This is a genomic window from Pseudomonas sp. GW456-L13 (assembly GCF_017350115.1).
GTDB classification, from domain to species: domain Bacteria; phylum Pseudomonadota; class Gammaproteobacteria; order Pseudomonadales; family Pseudomonadaceae; genus Aquipseudomonas; species Aquipseudomonas jessenii.
In genome coordinates this window covers 2,230,770-2,252,709 of record NZ_JACNAS010000002.1, presented here as the reverse complement: position 1 = coordinate 2,252,709, position 21,940 = coordinate 2,230,770, and the positions used below count along the sequence as shown (strand labels likewise).

The window sequence follows — 21,940 nt, the reverse complement described above, 5'->3', positions numbered from 1 at the left end:
TCTCATCGCAGACAAAGTCCTACAGAGGACTACATTTTATCCTCTCGCCTGCGTCGGGATTTCCCTACACCTGCGCTGAAGTCTCTGTGGGCACTTGCCTTGAAAGGCTGTCGCGCTTTCCTCTACCGTAATGGTCTGTCACTACTTTTACGGAAAAGCCATGTCTTTGGCCTGCTCACGCTCCTTGTTTTTCATGGCTTTCATTGCGGGTGCCCTGGCGATGGGTGTTTCCTACTACCTGGAATATGCAGTCGGCCTGCGGCCTTGTGGCTTGTGTCTTGTGCAGCGGTTTTGCCTGGCGCTCCTTACCGGCGTCTGCCTGATGGCTTCGGTCCATGGCCCCGGTCGCATCGGAAACGTTCTCTATTGGCTGTTCAGTCTTTGTTGCAGCCTGGCCGGCACTGTCACTGCATGGCGACAGGTCCTGCTGCAAAGCCTTCCTGCGGAACAGGTAGCGGCGTGCTCGACTCATCTGGCGGACCTGTTGGCCAACTCTCCGTGGCTTTCGGTCGTACAGCAAATGTTCAAGGGCGCTGCCGATTGTGTGGAAATTTCCTGGACGCTGTTCGATCTGAGTCTCACCGAGTGGAGCCTGTTGCTCTTCGTCGCGATGATGATTCTGGCCGTTTACCAGTCGCTGCGACTGGTCTGGACCGGCTATCAGCGACCACTCAGCGGCGAGTCGTCGCACCGGGCCTTTGCGGGTGATTAAACACTTGTATGAACTTTATCGCCTGCGTACCTTGAAGCCAGTGTCGTGCGGGCATAATCTGGCCCGCACGTGTCATTGGAATTATGTTGCTCGATGACGCTCTGCCTGACCGCCCACCGACGTTACAAGAGGCGAGCGGGCATAGAGCAGCTGACCCACAAGGGAAGAGAGATCACCATGCTCGAAAGTTGTCAGAATGCTCAGGAACGCTGGGGCGGAGTGCACCTGCTGATCGATCGCTGGTTGCAGGAACGACACGAACTGATCGGGGCCTATGACGCTCTCGGCGCAAAGCCTGAGGCGCTGGGTGAGAACCGCAAGCCCTTGCAGGAATTCTGCGGCGTGCTGGTCGATTATGTATCGGCCGGGCACTTCGAGATCTACGAGCAGCTGACGGGGGAGGCCAAGGCCTTCAACGACAAGCGTGGCCTGGAGCTCGCCGAGACCATCTACCCGCGGATCGACGTCATCACCGAAAAGCTGCTCGCCTTCAATGACCTGTGTGACGCAGGTAAGTGTGTCGCCGAAGAGTTCAAGACACTCGGCGGACTGTTGCATGAGCGCTTTGAGCTGGAAGACTGCCTGATCGAAGTGCTGCACACCGCCCACAAGGAAGCCGATTCGGTTCAGGCCTGAAGCGCTTCCTGCAAGATCCCGAAACGGCGTGCCAAGGCACGCCGTTTTTCGTTTGCATCGTCAGCTGGTGGCACCGCGCAGTTCGACTTCGAACACCAGTGGTGTGAATGGTGCGATCACGTCACCGGCACCGTCGGCGCCATAGGCCTGAGCCGATGGAATCACCAGTCGCCATTTCGCCCCGACCGGCATGTTTTGCAGTGCACTGCGCCATCCGGCGATCACGCTGTCGAGACTGAACCACTGTGGCTGACTGTTCTGATCGAACACAGTGCCGTCGGGCAATCGACCGATATACAGCACCTGCACCTTGCCGTTCGGTCCGGCCTTGGCGCCAGTACCTGGCGTCAACTCGGTCAGCAACACGCCATCAGCCAGTTCGCGCACGCCGGGCCTGGCTTTTTCTGTGGCGAGAAAACGCTGTTCTTTTTCCAGTGCCATTTCGCTTTGCGGCTTGTCGGACTGCATGGCGATCCGGGCTTCATGCTCGGTCAGTATCTGTTGGATCTGCTCGTCCTTCAGCGCCAGCGGTTTGCCCTGATAGGCCTGCTGCAATCCTTCGACCAATGCCTGGAGTTGCAGATCGGGAACCTCCTGGCGCAAGCGTTCGCCAAGGCTTGCACCCAGGCTGTATGCGAGATCGTGGGCTTCATTTTCCTGCGTTGTTTCGCCGGCCTGGGCCACCGAAAAAAACACGCACAGCGATAAAAAAAGGTAGCGCGACATGAGCACTCTCCGACCTGAATTGCGGGCGATTATGCCAGTGAGAATGCGCGCAACGGTGAACTGCTTTTGCGCCGAGGCAGAAGTTTTTCAATCCTTTGCAACACAGCGCTTTCGATAGTGTCAACATGCCCTAGCGGCGGTTGCAGCAGAGGTCTAGTATGAGCCGCACTCACTTCAGCCAGGAGGTAAACCATGTCGGCCACCAAGAAGCCAGTAAACACTCCGTTGCACTTGCTCCAACAACTCTCGAGCAGCCTGCTCGAGCATCTGGAAACCGCTTGTTCCGAAGCCTTGGCTGATGCTGAAAAACTGCTCGCCAAGCTGGAAAAGCAGCGCGGAAAAGCGCAAGAAAAACTGCACAAATCCCGCACCAAATTGCAGGACGCTGCGGCGGCCGGAAAAGCCAAGGCACAAGCCAAGGCCAAGGGCGCAGTGGCCGATCTTGAGGAGCTGCTCGATGCCCTCAAGGATCGTCAATCGGAAACCCGCGGCTACATTCTGCAACTCAAGCGCGATGCTCAGGAAAGCCTGAAACTGGCCCAGGGCGTCGGTCGTGTACAAGAGGCTGTCGGCAAGGTGTTGTCCTTGCGTGCGGCCAAGCCTGCTGCGGCACCTGCGAAGAAAGCCGCTGCCAAACCGGCTGCTGCAAAAGCACCGGCCAAACCTGCCGCAAAACCTGCAGCTGCCAAGCCAGCAGCTAAAACTGCCGCAGCCAAACCTGCTGCCAAACCGGCTGCAAGAAAACCGGCTGCTGCCAGCGCTGCAAAACCTGCGGCTAAAACCACGGCTGCCAAACCAGCCGCCGCACGACCTACCGCTGCAAGAGCCGCTGCTGCCAAGCCAGCCGTGGCTAAAACCGCCGCCGCTAAACCGGCTGCAAAACCAGCCACTAAACCAGCCGCTAAACCCGCAGCAAAACCAGCAGCCAAAACTGCAGCAGCGAAACCTGCTGCGAAGCCGGCCGCCAAATCTGTCGCGGCTAAACCCGCTGCAAAACCTGCTGCGAAAACTGCGGCCAAACCCGCTGTAAAAGCAGCGGCCAAGCCGGCCGCTAAACCAGCTGCTAAACCGGCAGCCAAACCTGCTGCGGCTAAACCTGCCGCTGCTGCCAAGCCGGCCACCGCCAAACCCGCTGCCAAGCCAGCGGCGGCGAAGCCAGCTGCAAAACCAGCAGTGAAACCTGTTGCCGCCAAGCCGGCCGCCGCGCCAGTTGCCAAGCCAGCCAACCCGGCTCCGGTAGCAACGTCTGCTTTAGCAGCAGCCACCTCGACAGCCACGCCAGCGCCAACGCCGGCCGCTGCATCGATCGCAGCAACCACCCCAACCAGCGCTTCCTAAGTGCCGGTTACCGCGACGCGCAGCTGATGCAGCGCGTCGCGGTCCAGGTGGGCGGCGCCTGCCGTCACACCATTGAGCCAGGCCGATAGATCGGTCGCCTCACCTTGCGGCCAACTCAACGCCGATCGTTCCAGTCGTACCAACAGATGTCGCTCGGCTTCCAGTTCGAGTGCCTTCACTTGCTCGCGCAAAGCATTCAGTTCGCCGTCGTCGGCGGCAACGACTTTCCAATTCACCCGCAAGGCTCGCAGCGGTCGCACCACGTCTGCGTCCCACGGCTCGGCCACGCTACGCAGTTGCTGCAATCGGTGTTCGTTAAAGGCGACGCCACGTTCTCCCAGCCACAGTCCGCAGAGGAGCAAGCACACATTGATGCCCGCCGACTGCAATTGCAGGCATGCGGGTTCAACGCCGGGCTGTGCATAAGTACTTAGGGAAAAGCTCCACAGGTCAGAGGACATAGTGCTACTCGCGCCAGTTGCGAGCGAAGCTGGTAGACTCCGCCGCCATTATGATTCGACTTCAGAACCTGACTTTACAGCGTGGCCCGCAACGTCTGCTAGAAGACGCCGAGCTGACCCTGCACGCCGGCCAGAAAGCCGGCCTCATCGGTGCCAACGGCGCCGGCAAATCGAGCCTGTTCGCCTTGCTTCGGGGTGAGCTGCACCCGGACTCGGGTGATTGCTTCCTGCCGGCCGACTGGCGTATCGCCCACATGCGCCAGGAGGTCGACACCCTCGAACGCCTGGCGGTCGACTACGTGCTCGATGGCGACCTGCGCCTGCGCCAGGTGCAACGCGACCTGGCGGCAGCCGAAGCGGCCCATGACGGTGCCGCTCAGGCCCGACTGCACTCGGAACTCGACAGCGCCGACGGTTACACCGCCGATGCCCGGGCGCGCAAGCTGCTGGCCGGACTTGGATTCACCAACGAGCAGATGGATCGCCAGGTCGGGGATTTCTCCGGTGGCTGGCGGATGCGCCTGAACCTGGCGCAGGCCTTGATGTGCCCATCGGACCTGCTGCTGCTCGACGAACCGACCAACCACCTGGACCTCGACGCCATCATCTGGCTCGAAGAGTGGCTCAAGAGTTATCCCGGCACCTTGATGCTGATTTCCCACGACCGGGACTTCCTCGATGCCGTGGTCGACCACGTGGCCCACGTCGATCAGCGCAAGATCACCCTGTACCGCGGTGGCTACAGCGCTTTCGAGCGTGCCCGTGCCGAACGCCTGGCCCAGCAACAGCAGGCGTACGAGAAGCAGCAGGTGCAACGTGCGCACATGGAAAGCTACATCGCCCGCTTCAAGGCCCAGGCAACCAAGGCCCGCCAGGCCCAGAGCCGGATCAAGGCACTGGAGCGGATGGAAGAGCTGACCGCTGCCCACGTCGATTCGCCGTTCGACTTTGTCTTCCGTGAATCGCAGAAGATTTCCAGCCCGCTGATCGACCTGTCCGATGCCCGCCTGGGTTATGGCGACAAGGCCGTGCTGGAGAAGGTCAAGCTGCAACTGACCCCGGGTGCGCGAATCGGTCTGCTCGGCCCGAATGGCGCCGGTAAATCGACCCTGATCAAGAACCTTGCCGGTGAGCTCTCGCCATTGGCCGGCCGCTTGACCCGTGGCGAGAACACCGTTGTCGGTTACTTCGCCCAGCATCAGCTGGATTCGCTGGACTCCAAGGCCAGCCCGTTGCTGCACCTGCAACGCCTGGCACCGACCGAGCGTGAGCAGGCCCTGCGCGACTTCCTCGGCGGGTTCGACTTCCGTGGTGCGCGAATCGACGAACCGGTACTGAATTTCTCCGGTGGCGAAAAGGCGCGCCTGGCGTTGGCCTTGATCGCCTGGGACCGACCGAACCTGTTGCTGCTCGACGAACCGACCAACCACCTGGACCTGGAAATGCGTCTGGCGCTGACCATGGCCCTGCAGGAATTCAGTGGTGCGGTATTGGTGGTCTCTCACGATCGCCACTTGCTCAAAAGCACCACCGACAATTTCTATCTGGTGGCGGACGGCAAGGTCGAGGAATTCGACGGCGACCTGGAGGACTACACCCGCTGGCTGGTGGAGTATCGCCAGCGCAACGCCCCGGTCAGCAACACGCCGGTCAACCCGGACAAGACCGACAAGAAAGCCCAGCGTCAGGCCGCTGCTGCGTTGCGTCAGCAACTGGCGCCGCACAAGCGCGAAGCTGACAAGCTTGAAGCCGAACTCGGCAAGCTCCACGAAAAGCTGGCGAAGATCGATGCCAGCCTCGGCGACAGCGACATCTACGAGCCGGCGCGCAAGAACGAATTGCGGGATCTGCTGGCCGAACAGGCCAAGCTGAAGGTGCGTGAGGCGGAGCTGGAAGAAGCCTGGATGGAAGCCCTGGAGTTGCTGGAAAACATGCAGGCGGAGCTGGAGGAGCTGTCCTGATGGACGCCTTCAAGCTGCCGCTGCCGGCGGTGTGGGTCGAGCCGATCTGGCTCGGCGTACAAATCCTGCTGATCCTGCTGGCCGGATACATCGCCCAGCGTTTCGTCGCCAAATGCCTGACCCGTCTCGGCGAGCGCTACCCGTTTCCGCCGCAGTTGCTGATGCCGCTGCGCGGTGGTCTGCGCTGGCTCATCATGGGCAGTGCATTGATTTTTGTGCTGGAACGCCTCGGTGTTTCGGCCACGGTGCTCTGGACCGCGTTGTCCGGATTCGTCGCAGTCGCGGCGGTGGCGTTTTTCGCCATGTGGAGCGTGCTCTCGAACCTGCTGTGCGCGATCCTGATCTTTACCGTCGGCCCGTTTCGCATAGGTGACGTGGTCGAGTTGGTGGACACCACCGACAAGCCCGGCGTCAAAGGCCGGGTGGTGGCGATCAATCTTCTTTACACCACGCTGATCGAGGCCGAAGAAGTCGGCACTGGCAGCGCCATGGTGCAGGTGCCCAACAGTTTGTTCTTCCAGCGTTCGGTACGGCGCTGGCGCGGGACGGATGTGTTTCCTTCCAGCGGGTTTGAAAAGTAAGTTTTTTTTTCGCCTGACATATCGCCATTGCGAGCAAGCTCGCTCCCACAGTCGATCTTCAGTGAGCACAAATCTTGTGAGCACCAGAGACTTCTCTGTGGGAGCGAGCTTGCTCGCGATGGGGACCTCAAGTCAGCAGTCGTCATGTCCTACAAAAAATCGGTAGTCATCCAATCAAAGCCGCATTAGCTTAGACATCTGTCACGAGTCTGAGTCGAGGTGTGCAATGGAGCTTCAAACATGGCTGGCGTTTTTTGCCGCCTGCTGGGTGATCAGCCTGTCCCCCGGTGCCGGCGCCATTGCGTCGATGTCCAGCGGCTTGCAATACGGTTTCTGGCGCGGCTACTGGAACGCCCTGGGCCTGCAACTGGGCCTGGCTTTGCAGATCGCCATCGTCGGCGCCGGTGTCGGCGCCATTCTCACGGCGTCGGCCACGGCCTTCTATGCCATCAAATGGTTTGGCGTGGCGTATCTGGTTTACCTCGCGATAAAGCAATGGCGTGCGCTGCCCAGCGATATGAGCGATGACGCGGCGCTGCGCCAGATCGGCAAGCCGATGGCCTTGGTGTTCCGTGGTTTTCTGGTGAACATCAGCAACCCCAAGGCGCTGGTGTTCATGCTGGCGGTGTTGCCGCAGTTCATCGACCCCCATGCGCCACTGCTGATTCAGTATCTGATAATCGGTGTGACCATGGTTTGCGTCGACCTGATCGTCATGGCCGGCTACACCGGTCTGGCGTCCAAAGTGCTGCGTCTGTTGCGCACACCGAAACAGCAAAAGCGCATGAACCGGACCTTTGCCGGGCTGTTCATCGGGGCGGCGGCGTTCATGGCGACGTTGCGCAAAGCTGCTGTGTAAAACGGCGATATAAAAAAAGGCGACCCTGGAGGTCGCCTTTTTTGTTTGGAGGAGCCGCTCTCGAAACTGATGCAATTACGAAGAGATATCAACAAAGCTTGAGCGAAACCCGTCTGGCGTTAACAATATGTAACTTCGTATTTCCAATTGAGATTCATTCATGATTGCCCCCTCCCGTTTCCTGGCCTGGCTGTTGCTGCCGCTGTTGGCTGCGTGCAGTTTTCAGCTACTGGCCGCTCCCGCCGAAGGTGCGCCGCAGGCGCTGCACTTGCTCGATTACATCGGCGCGGATTACCCGGACACGGTGCAGGCGGGCAGCATCACGGACCAGGCCGGATTTCGCGTGCAGCAAGACTCGGTCAAGACGCTGGGACGTCTGATTGCAGTCATGCCGGCCAAGCCGGAAAAAGCCGCTCTGGAGCAAAGCCTGGCCGCGCTGGGAAACTCCATTGACGCCCATCAGGACGGCGCCGACGTCGCGCGCCAGGCCCGGCAACTGGGTGCGAAGCTGGCCGTGGCCTATGAAGTCAGTCAGGCCCCGGTCATTACGCCGGACCCGGTGCGTGGTGCGCCGCTGTACGCTCAGCATTGCTCGGTCTGCCATGGCGATACAGGGGCCGGCGACGGCCCGGCAGGTGTCGGCATGGCGCCGCCGCCATCCAATCTGCGTGATAGCACACGACTGGACCGACTGAGCCTCTACGCGATCTACAGCACCCTGGGCCTGGGGGTCGAAGGGACCGACATGCCGGCCTTTGCCGATCAACTGGATGATCGTCAGCGTTGGGACCTGGCCACCTATATCGCCAGCTTCAGTGTCGACCCGGCGACGGCCAAGGCTGAAAAGACCTACAACATCGCCGACCTCGCTCGTCAGACCCCGGCCGAAGTACAGGCTGTCGAAGGCCTGCAAGCCGCCGCGACCTTCCGTGCCCAGCGAGCGCAACCGCCGCAGGTCAAGCGTGGTCCGGCGCAACTGCTCGACTACACCGCGGCCACTTTGGACAAGAGCATCGCGGCGTATCGTGCCGGTGAGCATGATCAGGCTTATGACTTATCGGTAGCGGCGTATCTGGAAGGCTTCGAGCTGGTTGAGAGCTCGCTGGATAACATTGACGCCAACGTGCGTAAAGACACTGAAAAATCCCTGATGGCCTACCGTCAGTCGTTGCAGGACGGCTTGCCGGTGAGCGAGGTCGAGCAGCGCCTGGACGTGGCCAAGGACAAGTTGAAGGCATCGGCCGGCCTGTTGGGCAACGAGGGTTTGAGCTGGTCGCTGAGTTACATTTCCGGCCTGCTGATTCTGCTGCGCGAAGGTCTGGAAGCGATTCTGGTGCTGGCGGCGATCCTTGCTTTCCTGCGTAACACGGATCAACAGGCGGCGGTGCGCAGCGTTAACGTCGGCTGGGGCCTGGCGTTTGTGGCGGGGCTGGGCACCTGGGCGCTGGCAGCCTATGTGATTGATGTCAGCGGTTCCCAACGCGAATTGCTGGAAGGTGCGACGGCGTTGTTTGCCAGCGTCATGGTGCTGTGGCTGGGCGTGTGGATGCATGACCGTCGTCACGCCGCGGCCTGGCAGGATTACATCAAGACCAGCCTGGTGGGCGGTGGCGGGCGTTTCGGTTTTGCGACCCTGGCGTTCTTCTCGGTGTATCGCGAACTGTTCGAAGTGATCCTGTTCTACGAAACCCTGTGGTTGCAGGCGGGGCCCGCGGGGCACAACGCGGTGCTGGCCGGTGGTGCCACGGCGCTGGTGCTGCTGGTCGGCCTGGCCTGGGTGATTTTGCGCGGTTCGGCGAAGTTGCCGCTGGCGTTGTTCTTCAGCATCAACGCCGGTCTTTTGTGCGCCTTGTCGGTGGTGTTTGCCGGGCACGGCGTGAAAGCGCTGCAGGAAGCCGGGATCTTCGGTACGCGGCCGGTGCCGTTCTTTGACTTTGAATGGTTGGGGATCCATGCCGATGCCTATTCGTTGAGCGCCCAGGCTGTGGCGATCATTTCGATTGTCGTGTTGTACGGTCGTAGCCGGGTGGTTGAGAGACAGCGGGTGCAGGTTTCTTAAACGGCATTCGCTTCGCTCACTTTCGCGGGCAAGCCACGCTCCCACAGGTTTCGCGTTAACCTGTGGGAACGTGGCTTGCCCGCGATGCTTTTCAACAGAGGAAAATTCAATGCGTGTGTGGATCGATGCCGACGCCTGTCCTCGGGCAGCCAAGGATCTGGTGGTGAAGTTCGCTCTCAAGCGCCAGTTCGAAGTGGTGCTGGTGGCCGGGCAGCCGCAGACCAAACCGGGGCTGGCACTGGTCAAGCTGATCGTGGTGCCGAGCGGCCCGGATGCGGCCGATGACTACCTGGTGGAACACGCGGTGCCTGGTGAGCTGGTGATCTGCAGCGATGTACCGCTGGCCGATCGTCTGGTGAAGAAGGGCGTGGCAGCGCTCGACCCACGGGGCAAGGAGTTTGATGCGCAGAACATGGGCGAGCGGCTGGCGGTTCGCAACCTGTTCACCGATTTGCGCGAACAAGGGCAAATGGGCGGAGGGCCAGCGCCGTTTGGCGACCGTGAGAAGCAGGCGTTTGCCAATGCGCTGGACCGGATTCTCACTCGTCTGACGCGCAGTTCTTAAGACCAGTGGCGAACCCTGTGGGAGCGAGCTTGCTCGCGATAGCGGACTTACAGACAACATCGATGTTGAATGTGCTGGCCCCATCGCGAGCAAGCTCGCTCCCACAGTTTTGGAGGGTGTCAGGCGTCGTTTTCGTGGGTCAGTTCCAGTACCCGGTCTACCAGTTTGTTGATGCCTGAAGCCGCTTCACTGATCGATTGCGCCAGCATGTAAGCCGGTGTGCTCACCAGTTTGCGCGCCTTGTCCTCGACGATGTCACTGACCGCGCAATCGGTATGGGTCGCGCCCATCTTGTTCATCGCAGCTGCCGTGTCGGTGTCGTTGCCTATGGTGCAGGTGACGCCAGGGCCGTAGATCTTTGCCGCCAGGGCAGGGGAGATGCACATCAACCCCACCGGTTTGCCGGCCTCGGCAAAGGCTTCGGTCAGTGCCAGGACATCCGGTTGAACGGTGCAGGCGGCACCTTCGATGGCGAAGCTGGACAGGTTCTTGGCCGAGCCGAAGCCGCCGGGCACGATCAGCGCATCGAACTCATCGACGTTCGCGTCTCGGATATCCTTGATGTTGCCCCGGGCAATCCGCGCCGACTCCACCAGCACGTTGCGCGATTCGGGCATTTCTTCGCCGGTCAGGTGGTTGATCACATGCAACTGCGCGATGTCAGGTGCGAAACACTGCACCTGGGCCCCGCGCTGGTCCAGGCGCAGCAGGGTGATAACGCTCTCGTGGAGCTCGGCGCCGTCGTACACGCCACAACCGGAAAGGATCACTGCAACTTTTTTGCTCATGGGCTTTTCTCCAGATTCATGGCGTTAAATGTCCACTAATTTGTCCCGCGTTGCCATAGGGTTAATTCACGGCTGCACATAGCATCTGTCCTCAAGATTCCGATCAGGGCGCGTCATGGACTTCATTCTGTATGCGGTGCCGTTTTTCTTTGTGCTGATCGCCGCCGAGCTGCTGGCCGACCGTTGGCGCGGGGTGAGCAATTATCGGGTGGCAGACGCGATCAACAGCATCAGCACCGGCGTGCTGTCGACCACCACGGGTCTGTTGACCAAGGGGGTGGGGCTGGTGACCTACGCCTTTGCCCTCAAGCACTTGGCGTTGTTCGAGTTGTCGGCCGACAGCATCTGGACCTGGGTGTTTGCCTTTGTCTTCTACGATTTCTGCTACTACTGGCTGCATCGCATGGGTCACGAGCGCAACATCCTCTGGGCCGCCCATTCGGTGCATCATCAGAGCGAGGACTACAACCTGTCCACGGCCTTGCGCCAGACCAGTACCGGCTTCCTGCTGGGCTGGATCTTCTATCTGCCGATGGCGGTGTCCGGCGTGCCGCTGCTGGTGTTCGTCAGCGTCGCGGCGCTGAACCTGCTGTACCAGTTTTGGGTGCACACGCGGCACATTCCCAAGCTTGGCTGGTTCGAATGGTTCTTTGTCACGCCGTCCAATCATCGGGCTCACCATGCACAGAACGCTCTCTACATGGATCGCAACTATGGCGGCGTGTTCATTATTTGGGACCGTCTGTTCGGCTCGTTCCAGGAAGAAGACGACAACGAGCCGGTGATTTTCGGCGTGACCACGCCACTGGCGAGCTGGAACCCCGTGTGGGCGAACGTGCAGTTCTACGCGCAGTTGTGGGCAGATGCGCGTCGTGCCGAAAGCACCTGGGACAAGCTGCGGATCTGGTTCATGCGCACCGGCTGGCGCCCGGCGGAGGTGGCTGCCAGATACCCGATGAACAAGCCGGACCTGAGCCAGTTTCGCAAATTCGAGGTGGCGCTGGACGGGCGTCAGCAGCTCTACGTCCTCCTGCAGTTCTGCGTCTATATCGCGCTGGGCAGTTACTTGATGAATCTTGAACCGAAGCTGCCCGTCGTCGCCCTGGTGTTGGGCTGGGGAGCGGTGGCGTTCGGTCTGTTTGTGCTGGGCGTGGCTCTGGAGAATCGCCCGTGGGCGTTGAAGCTGGAGCTGCTGCGGCTGGCGTCGAATCTGCCATTGGTATGGCTGGCCCCGATGGTGGGGCTGTGGCCGGCCAGCGCTGTGGGCTGGGTCGGCCTGTTCAGTTACAGTCTGTTGAGCGGCATCGGTCTCTACTGTTGCAGAAACCGCATCACTCGGCTGGCGTCGTAGGGCCTTCGGCCTTGGTTCGTTCGGCCTTCAGGGCTTGTTCGTCGGCGTAGACCTGCTTGGCCAGGCGGGCATTCTTGAAGCGCCGACGCAGCCACAGCACGAAGCCCAGGACCAGCAGCGCACCGAGCACCCAGAGTTCATACTTCTTCACACTGCCGAGCATGCCTTCGAGCACCGCGCCGAAATGGTACGCGGCCGCCGCCAGGGCTGTGGCCCAGATCGCTGCGCCAATGCCGTTGAGCAGCAGGTAACGGCCCGGCGGATAACCCGACAGCCCGATGGCCACCGGCATGACCGTGCGCAAACCGTAGACGAAGCGGAAGCTCAATACCCAGATGTCCGGATGCTTGCGAATGTGTTCCAGCGCCCGGTCACCCATCATTTGCCAGCGGGGTTTGCGCGCCAGCAGTTTGCGGCCGTGTTTGCGTCCCAGGAAATACCACAGTTGGTCGCCGGCATAGCTGCCGAAGAAGGCCACGACCACCACCAGGTTGATGTCCATGTATCCACGGAACGCGAGGAAGCCCGCGAGTACCAGGATGGTTTCGCCTTCGAAGAACGTGCCTAGAAAAAGGGCAAAATAGCCGAAGTCATGCAGAAATTGTTGGAGCATTGTCTGGGTGCTGGCGAAATGAACGCGCAGCCTAACCCTTCGGACACATTCAGGAAAGTGTCCAAATGTGTCTCGACGTGAACATTTCCTACAACGACAATGGAATGCGGCTACCTGTCACAGGGGTGCACACAACTGTAATACGTTCGTCATAATGGCCGCTTATAACTGTCACGCTCGCACGCCTGCGGGCTCAGGAGTCTGCCGTGAGCTTTACCCCCGCCAACCGTTTGTTCCCTGCAACCCGCCTGCGCCGCAATCGTCGTGACGACTTCTCGCGTCGTCTGGTCCGTGAAAACGTCCTGACCGTCGATGACCTGATCCTGCCGGTGTTCGTACTGGACGGCGAAAACCGTCGCGAAGCGGTGGCTTCGATGCCGGGCGTCGAACGCCTGACCATCGACCTGTTGCTGGAAGAAGCGGCCAAGTGGGTCGAGTTGGGGATTCCGGCGCTTGCGCTGTTCCCGGTGACGCCAGCGGAACTCAAGTCCCTGGACGCCGCCGAGGCGTGGAACCCCGAAGGCATCGCCCAACGCGCGACCCGTGCGCTGCGTGCGCGGTTCCCTGAGCTGGGCGTGATCACCGACGTTGCCCTGGACCCGTTCACCACCCACGGCCAGGACGGCATTCTTGATGAAGAAGGCTACGTGCAGAACGACATCACCGTCGACGCACTGGTCAGGCAAGCCCTGTCCCACGCTGAGGCCGGCGCTCAGGTCGTGGCCCCATCGGACATGATGGACGGTCGCATCCAGGCGATCCGCGAAGCTCTCGAAGTGGCCGGTCACGTCAATGTGCGGATCATGGCCTACTCGGCCAAGTACGCCAGTGCCTATTACGGCCCGTTCCGTGATGCGGTCGGTTCGGCGCTGAATCTGGGCAAGGCCAACAAGGCCTCCTATCAGATGGACCCGGCCAACAGCAACGAAGCCCTGCACGAAGTGGCGGCGGACTTGTCAGAAGGTGCAGACATGGTCATGGTCAAGCCAGGCATGCCGTACCTGGACATCCTGTGCCGGGTAAAAGAAGAATTCAAAGTGCCGACTTTTGTTTATCAAGTCAGCGGCGAATACGCCATGCACATGGCGGCGATCCAAAATGGCTGGTTGGGCGAAGGGGTTATCCTCGAGTCCCTGACCGCTTTCAAACGTGCAGGGGCTGATGGCATCCTGACGTACTTCGCCGTTCGTGCCGCTCAATTGTTACGAGAGCAAAAATAGCCCTCCCAGGAACATTCGATGAATACCGAAGTGCTCACTGAAGTTGCCGTAAAAGACGCTCAACCTGTGGTGGAGCAAGTCGACGAGACCCCGCCGGAGCTGGAGCCAGCTCCGCCCGCGGCGGTCGTCGAAACCGCCGTGACAGCGCCGGCGCCAGTGCTGGCCATTCCCGGCCTGGATGACAGCAGCCTGTACATCCACCGCGAGCTCTCGCAACTGCAGTTCAACATCCGCGTGCTGGAGCAGGCGCTGGACGAGTCCTATCCATTGCTGGAGCGGCTGAAGTTTCTGTTGATCTTCTCCAGCAACCTGGACGAGTTCTTCGAAATTCGTGTCGCCGGCCTCAAGAAGCAGATCACCTTCGCCCGTGAACAGGCCGGCGCCGATGGTCTGCAACCGCATCAGGCCCTGGCCCGCATCAGCGAACTGGTCCATGGTCACGTCGATCGCCAGTACGCGATCCTCAACGACATCCTGTTGCCGGAACTGGAAAAGCATCAGGTCCGCTTCATCCGTCGCCGTAACTGGACGGCCAAGCTCAAGACCTGGGTCCGTCGCTATTTCCGTGACGAGATCGCGCCGATCATCACCCCGATCGGCCTCGACCCGACGCACCCGTTCCCGTTGCTGGTGAACAAGAGCCTGAACTTCATCGTCGAGCTCGAAGGCATCGACGCCTTTGGCCGCGATTCCGGTCTGGCGATTATCCCGGCGCCACGCCTGTTGCCGCGCATCATCAAGGTGCCGGAAGAAGTCGGCGGCGCCGGCGACAACTATGTCTTCCTGTCGTCGATGATCCACGCCCACGCCGATGACCTGTTCCAGGGGATGAAGGTCAAGGGCTGCTACCAGTTCCGCCTGACCCGTAACGCCGACCTGGCGCTGGACTCCGAAGACGTCGAAGACCTGGCCCGTGCCTTGCGCGGCGAACTGTTCTCCCGTCGCTATGGCGATGCGGTGCGTCTGGAAGTGGCCGACACCTGCCCGAAACACCTGTCCGACTACCTGCTCAAGCAATTCAACCTGAGCGAGACGGAGTTGTATCAGGTCAACGGTCCGGTGAACCTGACGCGGCTGTTCAGCATTACCGGCCTGGACAGCCAGCGCGAGCTGCAATACCTGCCGTTCACCCCGCAGATTCCAAAACTGCTGCAGAACAGCGAGAACATTTTCAGCGTGATCAGCAAGCAGGACATCCTGTTGCTGCACCCGTTCGAGTCGTTCACTCCGGTGGTCGACCTGCTGCGCCAGGCCGCCAAGGACCCGCACGTGCTGGCGGTGCGCCAGACCCTGTACCGCTCCGGCGCGAACTCGGAAATCGTCGATGCGCTGGTGGATGCGGCGCGTAACGGCAAAGAGGTCACCGCGGTGATCGAACTGCGCGCACGGTTCGACGAAGAGTCCAACCTGCAACTGGCCAGCCGTCTGCAAGCGGCCGGTGCGGTGGTGATCTATGGTGTGGTCGGCTTCAAGACCCACGCCAAGATGATGCTGATTTTGCGGCGCGAAGCGGGTGAAATCGTGCGTTATGCACACCTCGGTACGGGTAACTACCACGCCGGCAACGCTCGCCTGTATACCGACTACAGCCTGCTGACCTCCGACGACGCCTTGTGCGAAGACGTCGGCAAACTGTTCAGCCAGTTGATCGGCATGGGTAAGACGCTGCGCATGAAAAAACTGCTGCACGCGCCGTTCACCCTGAAAAAGGGCATGCTCGACATGATTGCCCGCGAAACCCAGTTCGCCCTCGATGGCAAACCGGCGCACATCATTGCCAAGTTCAACTCGCTGACCGATCCGAAGATCATCCGCGCACTGTACAAGGCCAGCCAGTCGGGCGTGCGCATCGATCTGGTGGTGCGTGGCATGTGCTGCCTGCGACCGGGCATCGCCGGGGTTTCCCACAACATCCACGTGCGTTCGATCATCGGCCGCTTCCTGGAACACACCCGGGTCTTCTATTTCCTCAACGGTGGCGACGAGCAGATGTTCCTGTCCAGTGCCGACTGGATGGAGCGCAACCTCGACAAGCGCGTCGAGACTTGCTTCCCGGTGGAGGGGAAGAAGCTGATCATGCGGGTCAAGAAAGAGCTGGAGTTGTATCTGACCGATAACACCCACAGTTGGAGCCTGCAGTCGGACGGCCGTTACATCCGTAACACTCCGACCGGCAACCAGAACCCGCGCAGCGCCCAGGCGACATTGCTGGAGCGTTTGGGCAGTCCGATCCTGGCTGTTCGGTAACGACTGCAACCTGTGGGAGCGAGCTTGCTCGCGATGACGGTGTGTCAGGCAACGATGTGTTGATTGACCATCCGCCATCGCGAGCAAGCTCGCTCCCACAGGGGATAGTGGCGTTTGCAGAATCGCAGACAAAAAAAGGCCTTCCGAAGAAGGCCTTTTTTCAATTTCAGCGAGCGCTCAACACGATGTCGACCCGGGTCAGCCATTGCGCTTCGATTTCGAAGTCGGCCTGGGTCAGCTGGTTTTCGTCCAGCCAGTTCTCCGGGAACACCACTTCCAGGCTATTGCCATTGGCATTCAGTTCCACCTGGGGCATTTGCTGGGTGCCACGGATGTGGTGGAACAGGATCGCAAAGCGCAGCAGTACGCACAGGCGAATCAGCTTGATGCCGTCATCGCCGAAATCGGCGAACTTGTCCTTGGGAATGTTGCGTCGGTGGCCGCGTACCAACAGCGCGAGCATCAACTGGTCTTCGCGGGAGAACCCGGCGAGGTCCGAGTGCTCGATCAGGTAGGCGCCGTGCTTGTGGTACTGGTAGTGAGCGATGTCCAGGCCCACCTCATGGACCTTGGCCGCCCAGCCGAGCAGTTCGCGCCAGACGCCGTCTTCCAGATCCCAGTCCTCGGCCACCTGATCGAACGCATGCAGCGCCTTGCGCTCGACTCGTACCGCCTGTTCCTGGTCGACGTGGTAGCGCTCCATCAGCGAAGTGAGGGTGCGTTCGCGCACGTCTTCGTGATGATGGCGGCCCAGCAGGTCATAGAGCACGCCTTCGCGCAGGGCACCTTCGCAGTGATCCATGCGTTGCAGTTCCAGGGAGTCGAAGATCGCTTCGAGGATCGCCAGGCCCGCCGGAAAGATCGCCCGGCGATCCGGCTTGATACCTTCGAAATCGATTTTTTCGACGTCGCCCAGCTTGATCAGTTTGCGCTTGAGCCAGGCCAGGCCCTCGGCGTTGACTTCACCGGTGCCGTAGCCGCCAGCCTTCAGCGCCAGGCCGATGGCGCGGATGGTGCCCGAGGAACCGATGGCTTCATCCCAGGTCAGGCGATGCAGGGCATGCTCGATGCTCATGATCTCCAGCCGTGCTGCCGTGTACGCCTGGGCGTAACGGGCCGGGGTGATCTTGCCGTCCTTGAAATAGCGCTGGGTGTAGCTGACGCAACCCATCTGCAGGCTTTCGCGCAGCAGCGGTTCGAAGCGCTGGCCAATGATGAACTCGGTACTGCCGCCACCGATGTCGGCCACCAGGCGCTTGCCCGGGGTGTCGGCGAGGGTGTGGGACACGCCGAGATAGATCAGGCGCGCTTCTTCACGACCGGAAATGACTTCCACCGGGTGGCCGAGAATTTCTTCGGCGCGACGGATGAATTCGGCACGGTTGCGGGCTTCACGCAAGGCGTTGGTGCCCACGATTCGCACGGCGCCGGTGGGCATACCGCTGATCAGTTGGGCGAAACGCTTGAGGCAATCGAGCCCGCGTTGCATCGATTCTTCATTGAGGTGGCGCTCTTCGTCGATGCCGGCGGCCAGCTGAACCTTCTCCCCGAGACGCTCGAGAATACGGATCTCGCCGTTCTGGGCCTTGGCCACGACCATGTGAAAACTGTTGGAGCCCAGGTCGATTGCGGCGATCAGGGACAGATTCTTGGCTTTGGATTGCGGCATGGTCAGGGGTCTCGGTCGATAACCTCGACATCGTGCCACGATCAAAGGCTGGCGCCAACGCGCAGTGTTCAAAGCCTTGATCCAGTGCATGAAAACCGGTGACCGCTTCGCGGTCAATCGCGAGCAAGCTCGCTCCCACAGGGTTCCAGGGTGTTTCTAATCCCGCGACCGACGCAGGCCCTCTGTGGGAGCGAGCTTGCTCGCGATGACGGCCTCGCTGGCGCTGAAGCTCTGTCAGCCCACAGCTTCAACCGTCCCGATGAAATTCGCCAGCTCCGCCGTCTGCGGGTTGGCGAACAGTACTTTCGGATCCCCAACCTCATGCACCTTGCCCTGGTGCATGAACACCAACTTATCCCCAACCTCCCGGGCGAAGCGCATTTCGTGGGTGACCATGATCAGCGTCATGCCTTCCCTGGCCAGTTGCCGGACCACGCTCAGCACTTCGTTGACCAGTTCCGGGTCCAGTGCCGAGGTGATTTCGTCACATAGCAAAACCTTCGGCGACATCGCCAGTGCCCGGGCAATCGCTACCCGCTGTTGCTGCCCGCCCGACAGTCGATCAGGGAAGGCATCGAACTTTTCCCCCAGTCCGACCCTTTCCAGCATCTGCCGCGCCAGTTCGGCGGCCTTGGCTTTCGGCACTTTTTGCACCACTTGCGGCGCGAGCATGACGTTTTCGCCCACGGTCAGGTGCGGGAACAGATTGAACTGTTGGAACACCATGCCGACTTTCTGCCGCAGGCTGCGCAGGTCGGCGCGGGCGGCGTCGAGGTACTCGCCGTCGACTTCGATCACACCGTCATTGATTGACTCCAGGCCGTTGAGGGTGCGCAGCAAAGTGGACTTGCCCGAGCCACTACGGCCGATGATCGCCACCACCTGGCCTTCCTCGATGCTCAGGTCGATGCCTTTGAGCACATGGTGATCGCCATAGTATTTATGCAGGGCGGAAATTCTAAGCAGAGGCATGCAGTCTCCTTTCCAGGTATCGCGCACTGAGCGACAAGGGGTAGCAGAGCAGGAAGTAGCCGAGGGCGACGAGGCCGTAGACCATGAACGGTTCGAAGGTGGCGTTGGCGAGCATGCCGCCGGTCTTGGTCAGCTCGGTGAAGCCGATGATCGAGGTGACGGCGGTGCCCTTGACCACTTGCACCGAAAACCCCACTGTCGGCGCCACGGCGATGCGCAGGGCCTGGGGCAGGATCACATGGCGCAATTGTTCCAGCGGGTTCAGCGCCAGGCTCGATGAGGCTTCCCACTGACCGTTGGGAATCGAATCGACGCAACCGCGCCAGATCTCCGCCAGATAAGCACTGGTGAACAACGTCAGTGCAATCGCCGCGGCCATCCACGGCGAAATCTCGATCCCGGCCAACGCCACGCCGAAAAACACCAGGAACAGCTGCATCAATAGCGGTGTGCCCTGAAACAGTTCGATGTAAGTGCGGGCGAAACTGCGCGGCAAGGATTTTTTCGAGATGCGCATGACCATGATCAGTAAGCCAATCAGTCCGCCGCCAATGAACGCCACCAGCGACAGCGCCAGCGTCCATTGCAGGCCCGTGAGCAGGTTGCGCACGATGTCCCAGAAAGTGAAGTCGCTCATCGGCTGCTCCTTGCGATGAAGCGGTGGCCAAGCCAGTTCAGCAACTGACGGATCAGCAGCGCCATGCACAGATAGAGCAAGGTGGTCAGTGCATAGGTTTCAAAGGCGCGGAAGTTGCGCGACTGAATGAAGTTGGCGGCGAAGCTCAGTTCCTCCGTCGCGATTTGCGAACACACCGCCGAGCCGAGCATCACGATGATGATCTGGCTGCTCAGGGCCGGCCAGACTTTGCCCAGTGCCGGCAGCAGCACCACATGACGGAACGCTTCGAAGCGCGTCATCGCCAGTGCCGCTGCGGCTTCCAGCTGACCCCGAGGGATCGCCTGGATGCCGGCGCGGATGATCTCGGTGGAATAGGCGCCGAGGTTGATGACCATCGCCAGCACCGCCGCCTGCCATTCGGAAATCTGCACGCCCAGGGACGGCAAGCCGAAGAAAATGAAAAACAACTGCACCAGAAATGGCGTGTTGCGGATCAACTCGACGTAGACCGCGAAAATCCCCGCGAAAGGCCGGATGTTCCACGCCCGCACCAGCGCCCCGACGATGCCCAGCCCCACGCCGAGCACAGCGCCGATGGCGGTCAGCTCAAGGGTGAACAACGCACCGCGCAGCAACAGATCGGTGTTGTTCACCACCGGCAGGAAATCGAACTGATAAGCCATAAAACGTCTCCAGCGCGCCGAATCAGAGATCGGCCGGCAGCGGTTCTTTCAGCCAGGTCAGGGCGTTCTTTTCCAGTGCGCCGTCGCTCTTGGCGGTCACAAGAATCTGGTTGACCTTGTCCAGCAGCGCCGACTCGTTCTTGTTCACGCCGACGTAGACCGGTGAGTCCTTGAGCTTCACTTTCAGCGCCGGCACGCGTTTCGGGCTCTTCTCGCTGATGGCGACCATCACCACATTGCCGCTGGCGATCAGGTCGACTTGCCCAGCCAGGTACGCGGCAATGGTCGAGTTGTTGTCTTCGAAACGCTTGATGGTCACGCCTTCGGGGGCGACCTTGGTCAGCTCGATATCTTCGATGGCACCACGGGTGACGCTGATGGTCTTGCCCTTGAGATCGTCCAGGCCCTTGATGTCGGCGTCTGGCGGACCGAACACGGCAAGGTAGAACGGCGCGTAGGCGCGGGAGAAGTCGATGACTTTTTCGCGCTCCGGGTTCTTGCCGAGGCTGGAGATCACCAGGTCTACCTTGCCGGTGGTGAGGAACGGGATGCGGTTGGTGCTGTTGACCGGGGTCAGTTCGAGTTTGACCTTGAGCTGGTCGGCCAGCAGTTTCGCAGTGTCGATATCGAGGCCGCGGGGTTTCATGTCCGGGCCGACCGAGCCGAATGGCGGGAAGTCCTGGGGCACGGCCACCTTGAGGACGCCGCGCTTGACCACATCCTCCAGACCATCGGCGTGGGCGGGTGCCTGGCTCAGCATCAGGCTGGCGAACAAGGCTGCGAGGAGGGCGCTGTAACGCTGGGTCATGGCAAATCTCCGGATCGGCAAGAAGTGATTTCTGCGGATCGACAGAGCATGGGCCATGCCAACATGGGGTTTTGAGGGCGCCAGGGCACGGTTTTACTGGCGTCGCACGGTCTTACTGGTCTGAACAGTCAGGTTGCTTTTCGCACCCCGATGGCGCAGCCGTGAAAATCTCCGAACCCCCATGGGGCACGACTTGCCGGACGTCACGAATAGCTTTACAACTGAGCGCACATTGGCTGGTTCGTCTGGAAAACCATGAACTCGATCTCCCGCGCCGTACCTGAAGTGGCGCTGCAAGCCATCCGCAAACTGATTACCGAACAGGGCTTCGGGCCGGGGGATGCCTTGCCCTCGCAACGGGACCTGGCGGTGCAATTGGGGGTCAGTCGGGCGTCGTTGCGCGAGGCGTTGTCATCGCTGAGTGCGCTGGGGGTCATCAGTATCCAGCCGGGCAAAGGCGTATTCGTGCAATCGCCCGTGGAGCTACCGCGGGGCGATGCGGCGCCGGGCTGGCCGTTCGCGGCGCAGGCTTCGCCGTTGGACATCTTTCAGTTGCGCTATGCGCTGGAGGGTTTTGCTGCGGGGTTGGCGGCCGGAACCTTGAGCACCGACGAACTCGATGCGCTGGAAGACAATGTCGCCGTCATGCGCAATGAGCTGAAGTCCGGCGACTTCGAAGCCGCGGCCCGCCTGGATTTCGAATTCCACCGCCGCATCCTGCTGGCCAGCGGCAATCAGGCGATGCTGAGCATCCTGACCGCCAGCGCCGACATCTTCCTGGAAAGCCAGAAGCTACCGTTCATCCGGGTCGAGCGGGCCATGGAAACCTGGCAGGAACACCGCAAAATCCTTCGTGCGCTGGCTCGCCGAGCGTCTGGCGCCGCGCAAAAGGCCATGCAAGAGCACGTACGTAACGCCGCGTTGCGCACCGGAATCGCGTTCATCGCTCCCGCCACTTCATGACCTGAGCTATACCCAAACTCATGGATCACCATAGCGAGACTCAATCATCTGCACCTTCCTGAACGGGGGAAGGACCGCTATGATGGGCCACGTTTTTTTGCTTACAACC

Annotated in this window: 21 protein-coding genes; 12 read left to right on the top strand and 9 right to left on the bottom strand. The window is 60.8% G+C overall.

The features are described 5' to 3' along the window. The first annotated feature begins 160 nt into the window (after positions 1-160). Together J4D25_RS24460 and J4D25_RS24455 are read left to right on the top strand one after the other, a co-directional pair. A complete protein-coding gene (locus tag J4D25_RS24460) occupies positions 161-712 on the top strand; it encodes a disulfide bond formation protein B (protein ID WP_057712793.1) in 552 nt (183 codons plus the stop codon). A 177-nt stretch (positions 713-889) separates the two neighbouring features. Next, on the top strand, positions 890-1,348 hold the full coding sequence (locus J4D25_RS24455) for an Rsd/AlgQ family anti-sigma factor (protein WP_057712794.1): 459 nt from the start codon (positions 890-892) through the stop codon (positions 1,346-1,348). Positions 1,349-1,408: 60 nt separating this feature from the next. Here J4D25_RS24455 and J4D25_RS24450 read toward each other — a convergent pair whose 3' ends face one another. After that, positions 1,409-2,074, bottom strand: coding sequence for an FKBP-type peptidyl-prolyl cis-trans isomerase (locus tag J4D25_RS24450; RefSeq protein WP_057712795.1), 666 nt, complete (start codon positions 2,072-2,074; stop codon positions 1,409-1,411). A 192-nt stretch (positions 2,075-2,266) separates the two neighbouring features. On the opposite strand from J4D25_RS24450, the gene J4D25_RS24445 reads away from it, so the two are divergent. Next, positions 2,267-3,412, top strand: coding sequence for an AlgP family protein (locus J4D25_RS24445; protein ID WP_079246697.1), 1,146 nt, complete (start codon positions 2,267-2,269; stop codon positions 3,410-3,412). Here the strand turns inward: J4D25_RS24445 and J4D25_RS24440 are convergent. Continuing rightward, complete coding sequence (locus J4D25_RS24440) at positions 3,409-3,873, bottom strand: TIGR02444 family protein (protein WP_057712798.1); 465 nt, start codon at positions 3,871-3,873, stop codon at positions 3,409-3,411. The two genes, J4D25_RS24445 and J4D25_RS24440, sit on opposite strands and share 4 nt — an antisense overlap. A 50-nt stretch (positions 3,874-3,923) precedes the next feature. On the opposite strand from J4D25_RS24440, the gene J4D25_RS24435 reads away from it, so the two are divergent. The 5 genes from J4D25_RS24435 (at position 3,924) to J4D25_RS24415 (ending at position 9,898) form a co-directional block, all read left to right on the top strand. Beyond that, a complete protein-coding gene (locus tag J4D25_RS24435) occupies positions 3,924-5,834 on the top strand; it encodes an ATP-binding cassette domain-containing protein (protein WP_057712799.1) in 1,911 nt (636 codons plus the stop codon). Beyond that, complete coding sequence (locus J4D25_RS24430; RefSeq protein ID WP_057712800.1) at positions 5,834-6,415, top strand: mechanosensitive ion channel family protein; 582 nt, start codon at positions 5,834-5,836, stop codon at positions 6,413-6,415. The genes J4D25_RS24435 and J4D25_RS24430 overlap by 1 nt, the downstream gene beginning before the upstream one ends. A 226-nt stretch (positions 6,416-6,641) precedes the next feature. Beyond that, on the top strand, positions 6,642-7,274 hold the full coding sequence (gene rhtB / locus J4D25_RS24425; RefSeq protein WP_057712801.1) for a homoserine/homoserine lactone efflux protein: 633 nt from the start codon (positions 6,642-6,644) through the stop codon (positions 7,272-7,274). Positions 7,275-7,434: 160 nt separating this feature from the next. Continuing rightward, positions 7,435-9,333: a cytochrome c/FTR1 family iron permease gene (locus tag J4D25_RS24420; RefSeq protein WP_057712802.1), complete on the top strand. Its 1,899-nt coding sequence runs from the start codon at positions 7,435-7,437 to the stop codon at positions 9,331-9,333. 109 nt (positions 9,334-9,442) lie between these two features. Next, on the top strand, positions 9,443-9,898 hold the full coding sequence (locus tag J4D25_RS24415; protein WP_057712803.1) for a YaiI/YqxD family protein: 456 nt from the start codon (positions 9,443-9,445) through the stop codon (positions 9,896-9,898). A gap of 119 nt (positions 9,899-10,017) precedes the next feature. On the opposite strand, the gene elbB is transcribed toward J4D25_RS24415, so the two are convergent. Then, positions 10,018-10,686, bottom strand: a complete 669-nt coding sequence (gene elbB, locus J4D25_RS24410) for an isoprenoid biosynthesis glyoxalase ElbB (RefSeq protein WP_057712804.1) — start codon at positions 10,684-10,686, stop codon at positions 10,018-10,020. Between the two features lie 115 nt (positions 10,687-10,801). Here elbB and J4D25_RS24405 point away from each other — a divergent pair, with 115 nt between their 5' ends. Beyond that, on the top strand, positions 10,802-12,037 hold the full coding sequence (locus J4D25_RS24405) for a sterol desaturase family protein (RefSeq protein ID WP_057712805.1): 1,236 nt from the start codon (positions 10,802-10,804) through the stop codon (positions 12,035-12,037). Here the strand turns inward: J4D25_RS24405 and J4D25_RS24400 are convergent. Further along, positions 12,018-12,650, bottom strand: a complete 633-nt coding sequence (locus J4D25_RS24400) for a DedA family protein (protein ID WP_057712806.1) — start codon at positions 12,648-12,650, stop codon at positions 12,018-12,020. The two genes, J4D25_RS24405 and J4D25_RS24400, sit on opposite strands and share 20 nt — an antisense overlap. Before the next feature lie 206 nt (positions 12,651-12,856). Between J4D25_RS24400 and hemB the strand changes: the two genes are divergently transcribed. Both hemB and ppk1 read left to right on the top strand, forming a co-directional pair. After that, positions 12,857-13,870, top strand: a complete 1,014-nt coding sequence (hemB, locus tag J4D25_RS24395) for a porphobilinogen synthase (RefSeq protein ID WP_057712807.1) — start codon at positions 12,857-12,859, stop codon at positions 13,868-13,870. 18 nt (positions 13,871-13,888) lie between these two features. Continuing rightward, positions 13,889-16,117: a polyphosphate kinase 1 gene (ppk1, locus tag J4D25_RS24390; protein WP_057712808.1), complete on the top strand. Its 2,229-nt coding sequence runs from the start codon at positions 13,889-13,891 to the stop codon at positions 16,115-16,117. Between the two features lie 166 nt (positions 16,118-16,283). Here ppk1 and ppx read toward each other — a convergent pair whose 3' ends face one another. The 5 genes from ppx to J4D25_RS24365 all read right to left on the bottom strand — a co-directional run bounded on the left by ppx (position 16,284) and on the right by J4D25_RS24365 (position 20,868). After that, entirely contained in the window at positions 16,284-17,786 is a 1,503-nt protein-coding gene (ppx, locus tag J4D25_RS24385; RefSeq protein WP_057712809.1) for an exopolyphosphatase, read from the bottom strand. 234 nt (positions 17,787-18,020) lie between these two features. Continuing rightward, positions 18,021-18,758: an amino acid ABC transporter ATP-binding protein gene (locus J4D25_RS24380; RefSeq protein WP_057712810.1), complete on the bottom strand. Its 738-nt coding sequence runs from the start codon at positions 18,756-18,758 to the stop codon at positions 18,021-18,023. Next, positions 18,745-19,395, bottom strand: a complete 651-nt coding sequence (locus J4D25_RS24375) for an amino acid ABC transporter permease (protein ID WP_057712811.1) — start codon at positions 19,393-19,395, stop codon at positions 18,745-18,747. The genes J4D25_RS24380 and J4D25_RS24375 overlap by 14 nt, the downstream gene beginning before the upstream one ends. After that, complete coding sequence (locus tag J4D25_RS24370; RefSeq protein WP_057712812.1) at positions 19,392-20,060, bottom strand: amino acid ABC transporter permease; 669 nt, start codon at positions 20,058-20,060, stop codon at positions 19,392-19,394. Before J4D25_RS24370 ends, J4D25_RS24375 begins: the two co-directional genes overlap by 4 nt. Positions 20,061-20,082: 22 nt before the next feature. Further along, positions 20,083-20,868, bottom strand: coding sequence for a transporter substrate-binding domain-containing protein (locus tag J4D25_RS24365; RefSeq protein ID WP_057712813.1), 786 nt, complete (start codon positions 20,866-20,868; stop codon positions 20,083-20,085). A gap of 255 nt (positions 20,869-21,123) precedes the next feature. On the opposite strand from J4D25_RS24365, the gene J4D25_RS24360 reads away from it, so the two are divergent. After that, positions 21,124-21,831, top strand: coding sequence for a FadR/GntR family transcriptional regulator (locus J4D25_RS24360; RefSeq protein WP_057712814.1), 708 nt, complete (start codon positions 21,124-21,126; stop codon positions 21,829-21,831). The last annotated feature ends 109 nt before the right edge of the window (positions 21,832-21,940 follow it).

Coding starts and splice junctions, on each gene's coding strand:
- J4D25_RS24460 (WP_057712793.1), top strand. CDS start 161: ATGTCTTTGGCCTGCTCACGCTCCTTGTTTTTCATGGCTTTCATTGCG.
- J4D25_RS24455 (WP_057712794.1), top strand. CDS start 890: ATGCTCGAAAGTTGTCAGAATGCTCAGGAACGCTGGGGCGGAGTGCAC.
- J4D25_RS24450 (WP_057712795.1), bottom strand. CDS start 2,074: ATGTCGCGCTACCTTTTTTTATCGCTGTGCGTGTTTTTTTCGGTGGCC.
- J4D25_RS24445 (WP_079246697.1), top strand. CDS start 2,267: ATGTCGGCCACCAAGAAGCCAGTAAACACTCCGTTGCACTTGCTCCAA.
- J4D25_RS24440 (WP_057712798.1), bottom strand. CDS start 3,873: ATGTCCTCTGACCTGTGGAGCTTTTCCCTAAGTACTTATGCACAGCCC.
- J4D25_RS24435 (WP_057712799.1), top strand. CDS start 3,924: ATGATTCGACTTCAGAACCTGACTTTACAGCGTGGCCCGCAACGTCTG.
- J4D25_RS24430 (WP_057712800.1), top strand. CDS start 5,834: ATGGACGCCTTCAAGCTGCCGCTGCCGGCGGTGTGGGTCGAGCCGATC.
- rhtB (WP_057712801.1), top strand. CDS start 6,642: ATGGAGCTTCAAACATGGCTGGCGTTTTTTGCCGCCTGCTGGGTGATC.
- J4D25_RS24420 (WP_057712802.1), top strand. CDS start 7,435: ATGATTGCCCCCTCCCGTTTCCTGGCCTGGCTGTTGCTGCCGCTGTTG.
- J4D25_RS24415 (WP_057712803.1), top strand. CDS start 9,443: ATGCGTGTGTGGATCGATGCCGACGCCTGTCCTCGGGCAGCCAAGGAT.
- elbB (WP_057712804.1), bottom strand. CDS start 10,686: ATGAGCAAAAAAGTTGCAGTGATCCTTTCCGGTTGTGGCGTGTACGAC.
- J4D25_RS24405 (WP_057712805.1), top strand. CDS start 10,802: ATGGACTTCATTCTGTATGCGGTGCCGTTTTTCTTTGTGCTGATCGCC.
- J4D25_RS24400 (WP_057712806.1), bottom strand. CDS start 12,650: ATGCTCCAACAATTTCTGCATGACTTCGGCTATTTTGCCCTTTTTCTA.
- ppk1 (WP_057712808.1), top strand. CDS start 13,889: ATGAATACCGAAGTGCTCACTGAAGTTGCCGTAAAAGACGCTCAACCT.
- ppx (WP_057712809.1), bottom strand. CDS start 17,786: ATGCCGCAATCCAAAGCCAAGAATCTGTCCCTGATCGCCGCAATCGAC.
- J4D25_RS24380 (WP_057712810.1), bottom strand. CDS start 18,758: ATGCCTCTGCTTAGAATTTCCGCCCTGCATAAATACTATGGCGATCAC.
- J4D25_RS24375 (WP_057712811.1), bottom strand. CDS start 19,395: ATGAGCGACTTCACTTTCTGGGACATCGTGCGCAACCTGCTCACGGGC.
- J4D25_RS24370 (WP_057712812.1), bottom strand. CDS start 20,060: ATGGCTTATCAGTTCGATTTCCTGCCGGTGGTGAACAACACCGATCTG.
- J4D25_RS24365 (WP_057712813.1), bottom strand. CDS start 20,868: ATGACCCAGCGTTACAGCGCCCTCCTCGCAGCCTTGTTCGCCAGCCTG.
- J4D25_RS24360 (WP_057712814.1), top strand. CDS start 21,124: ATGAACTCGATCTCCCGCGCCGTACCTGAAGTGGCGCTGCAAGCCATC.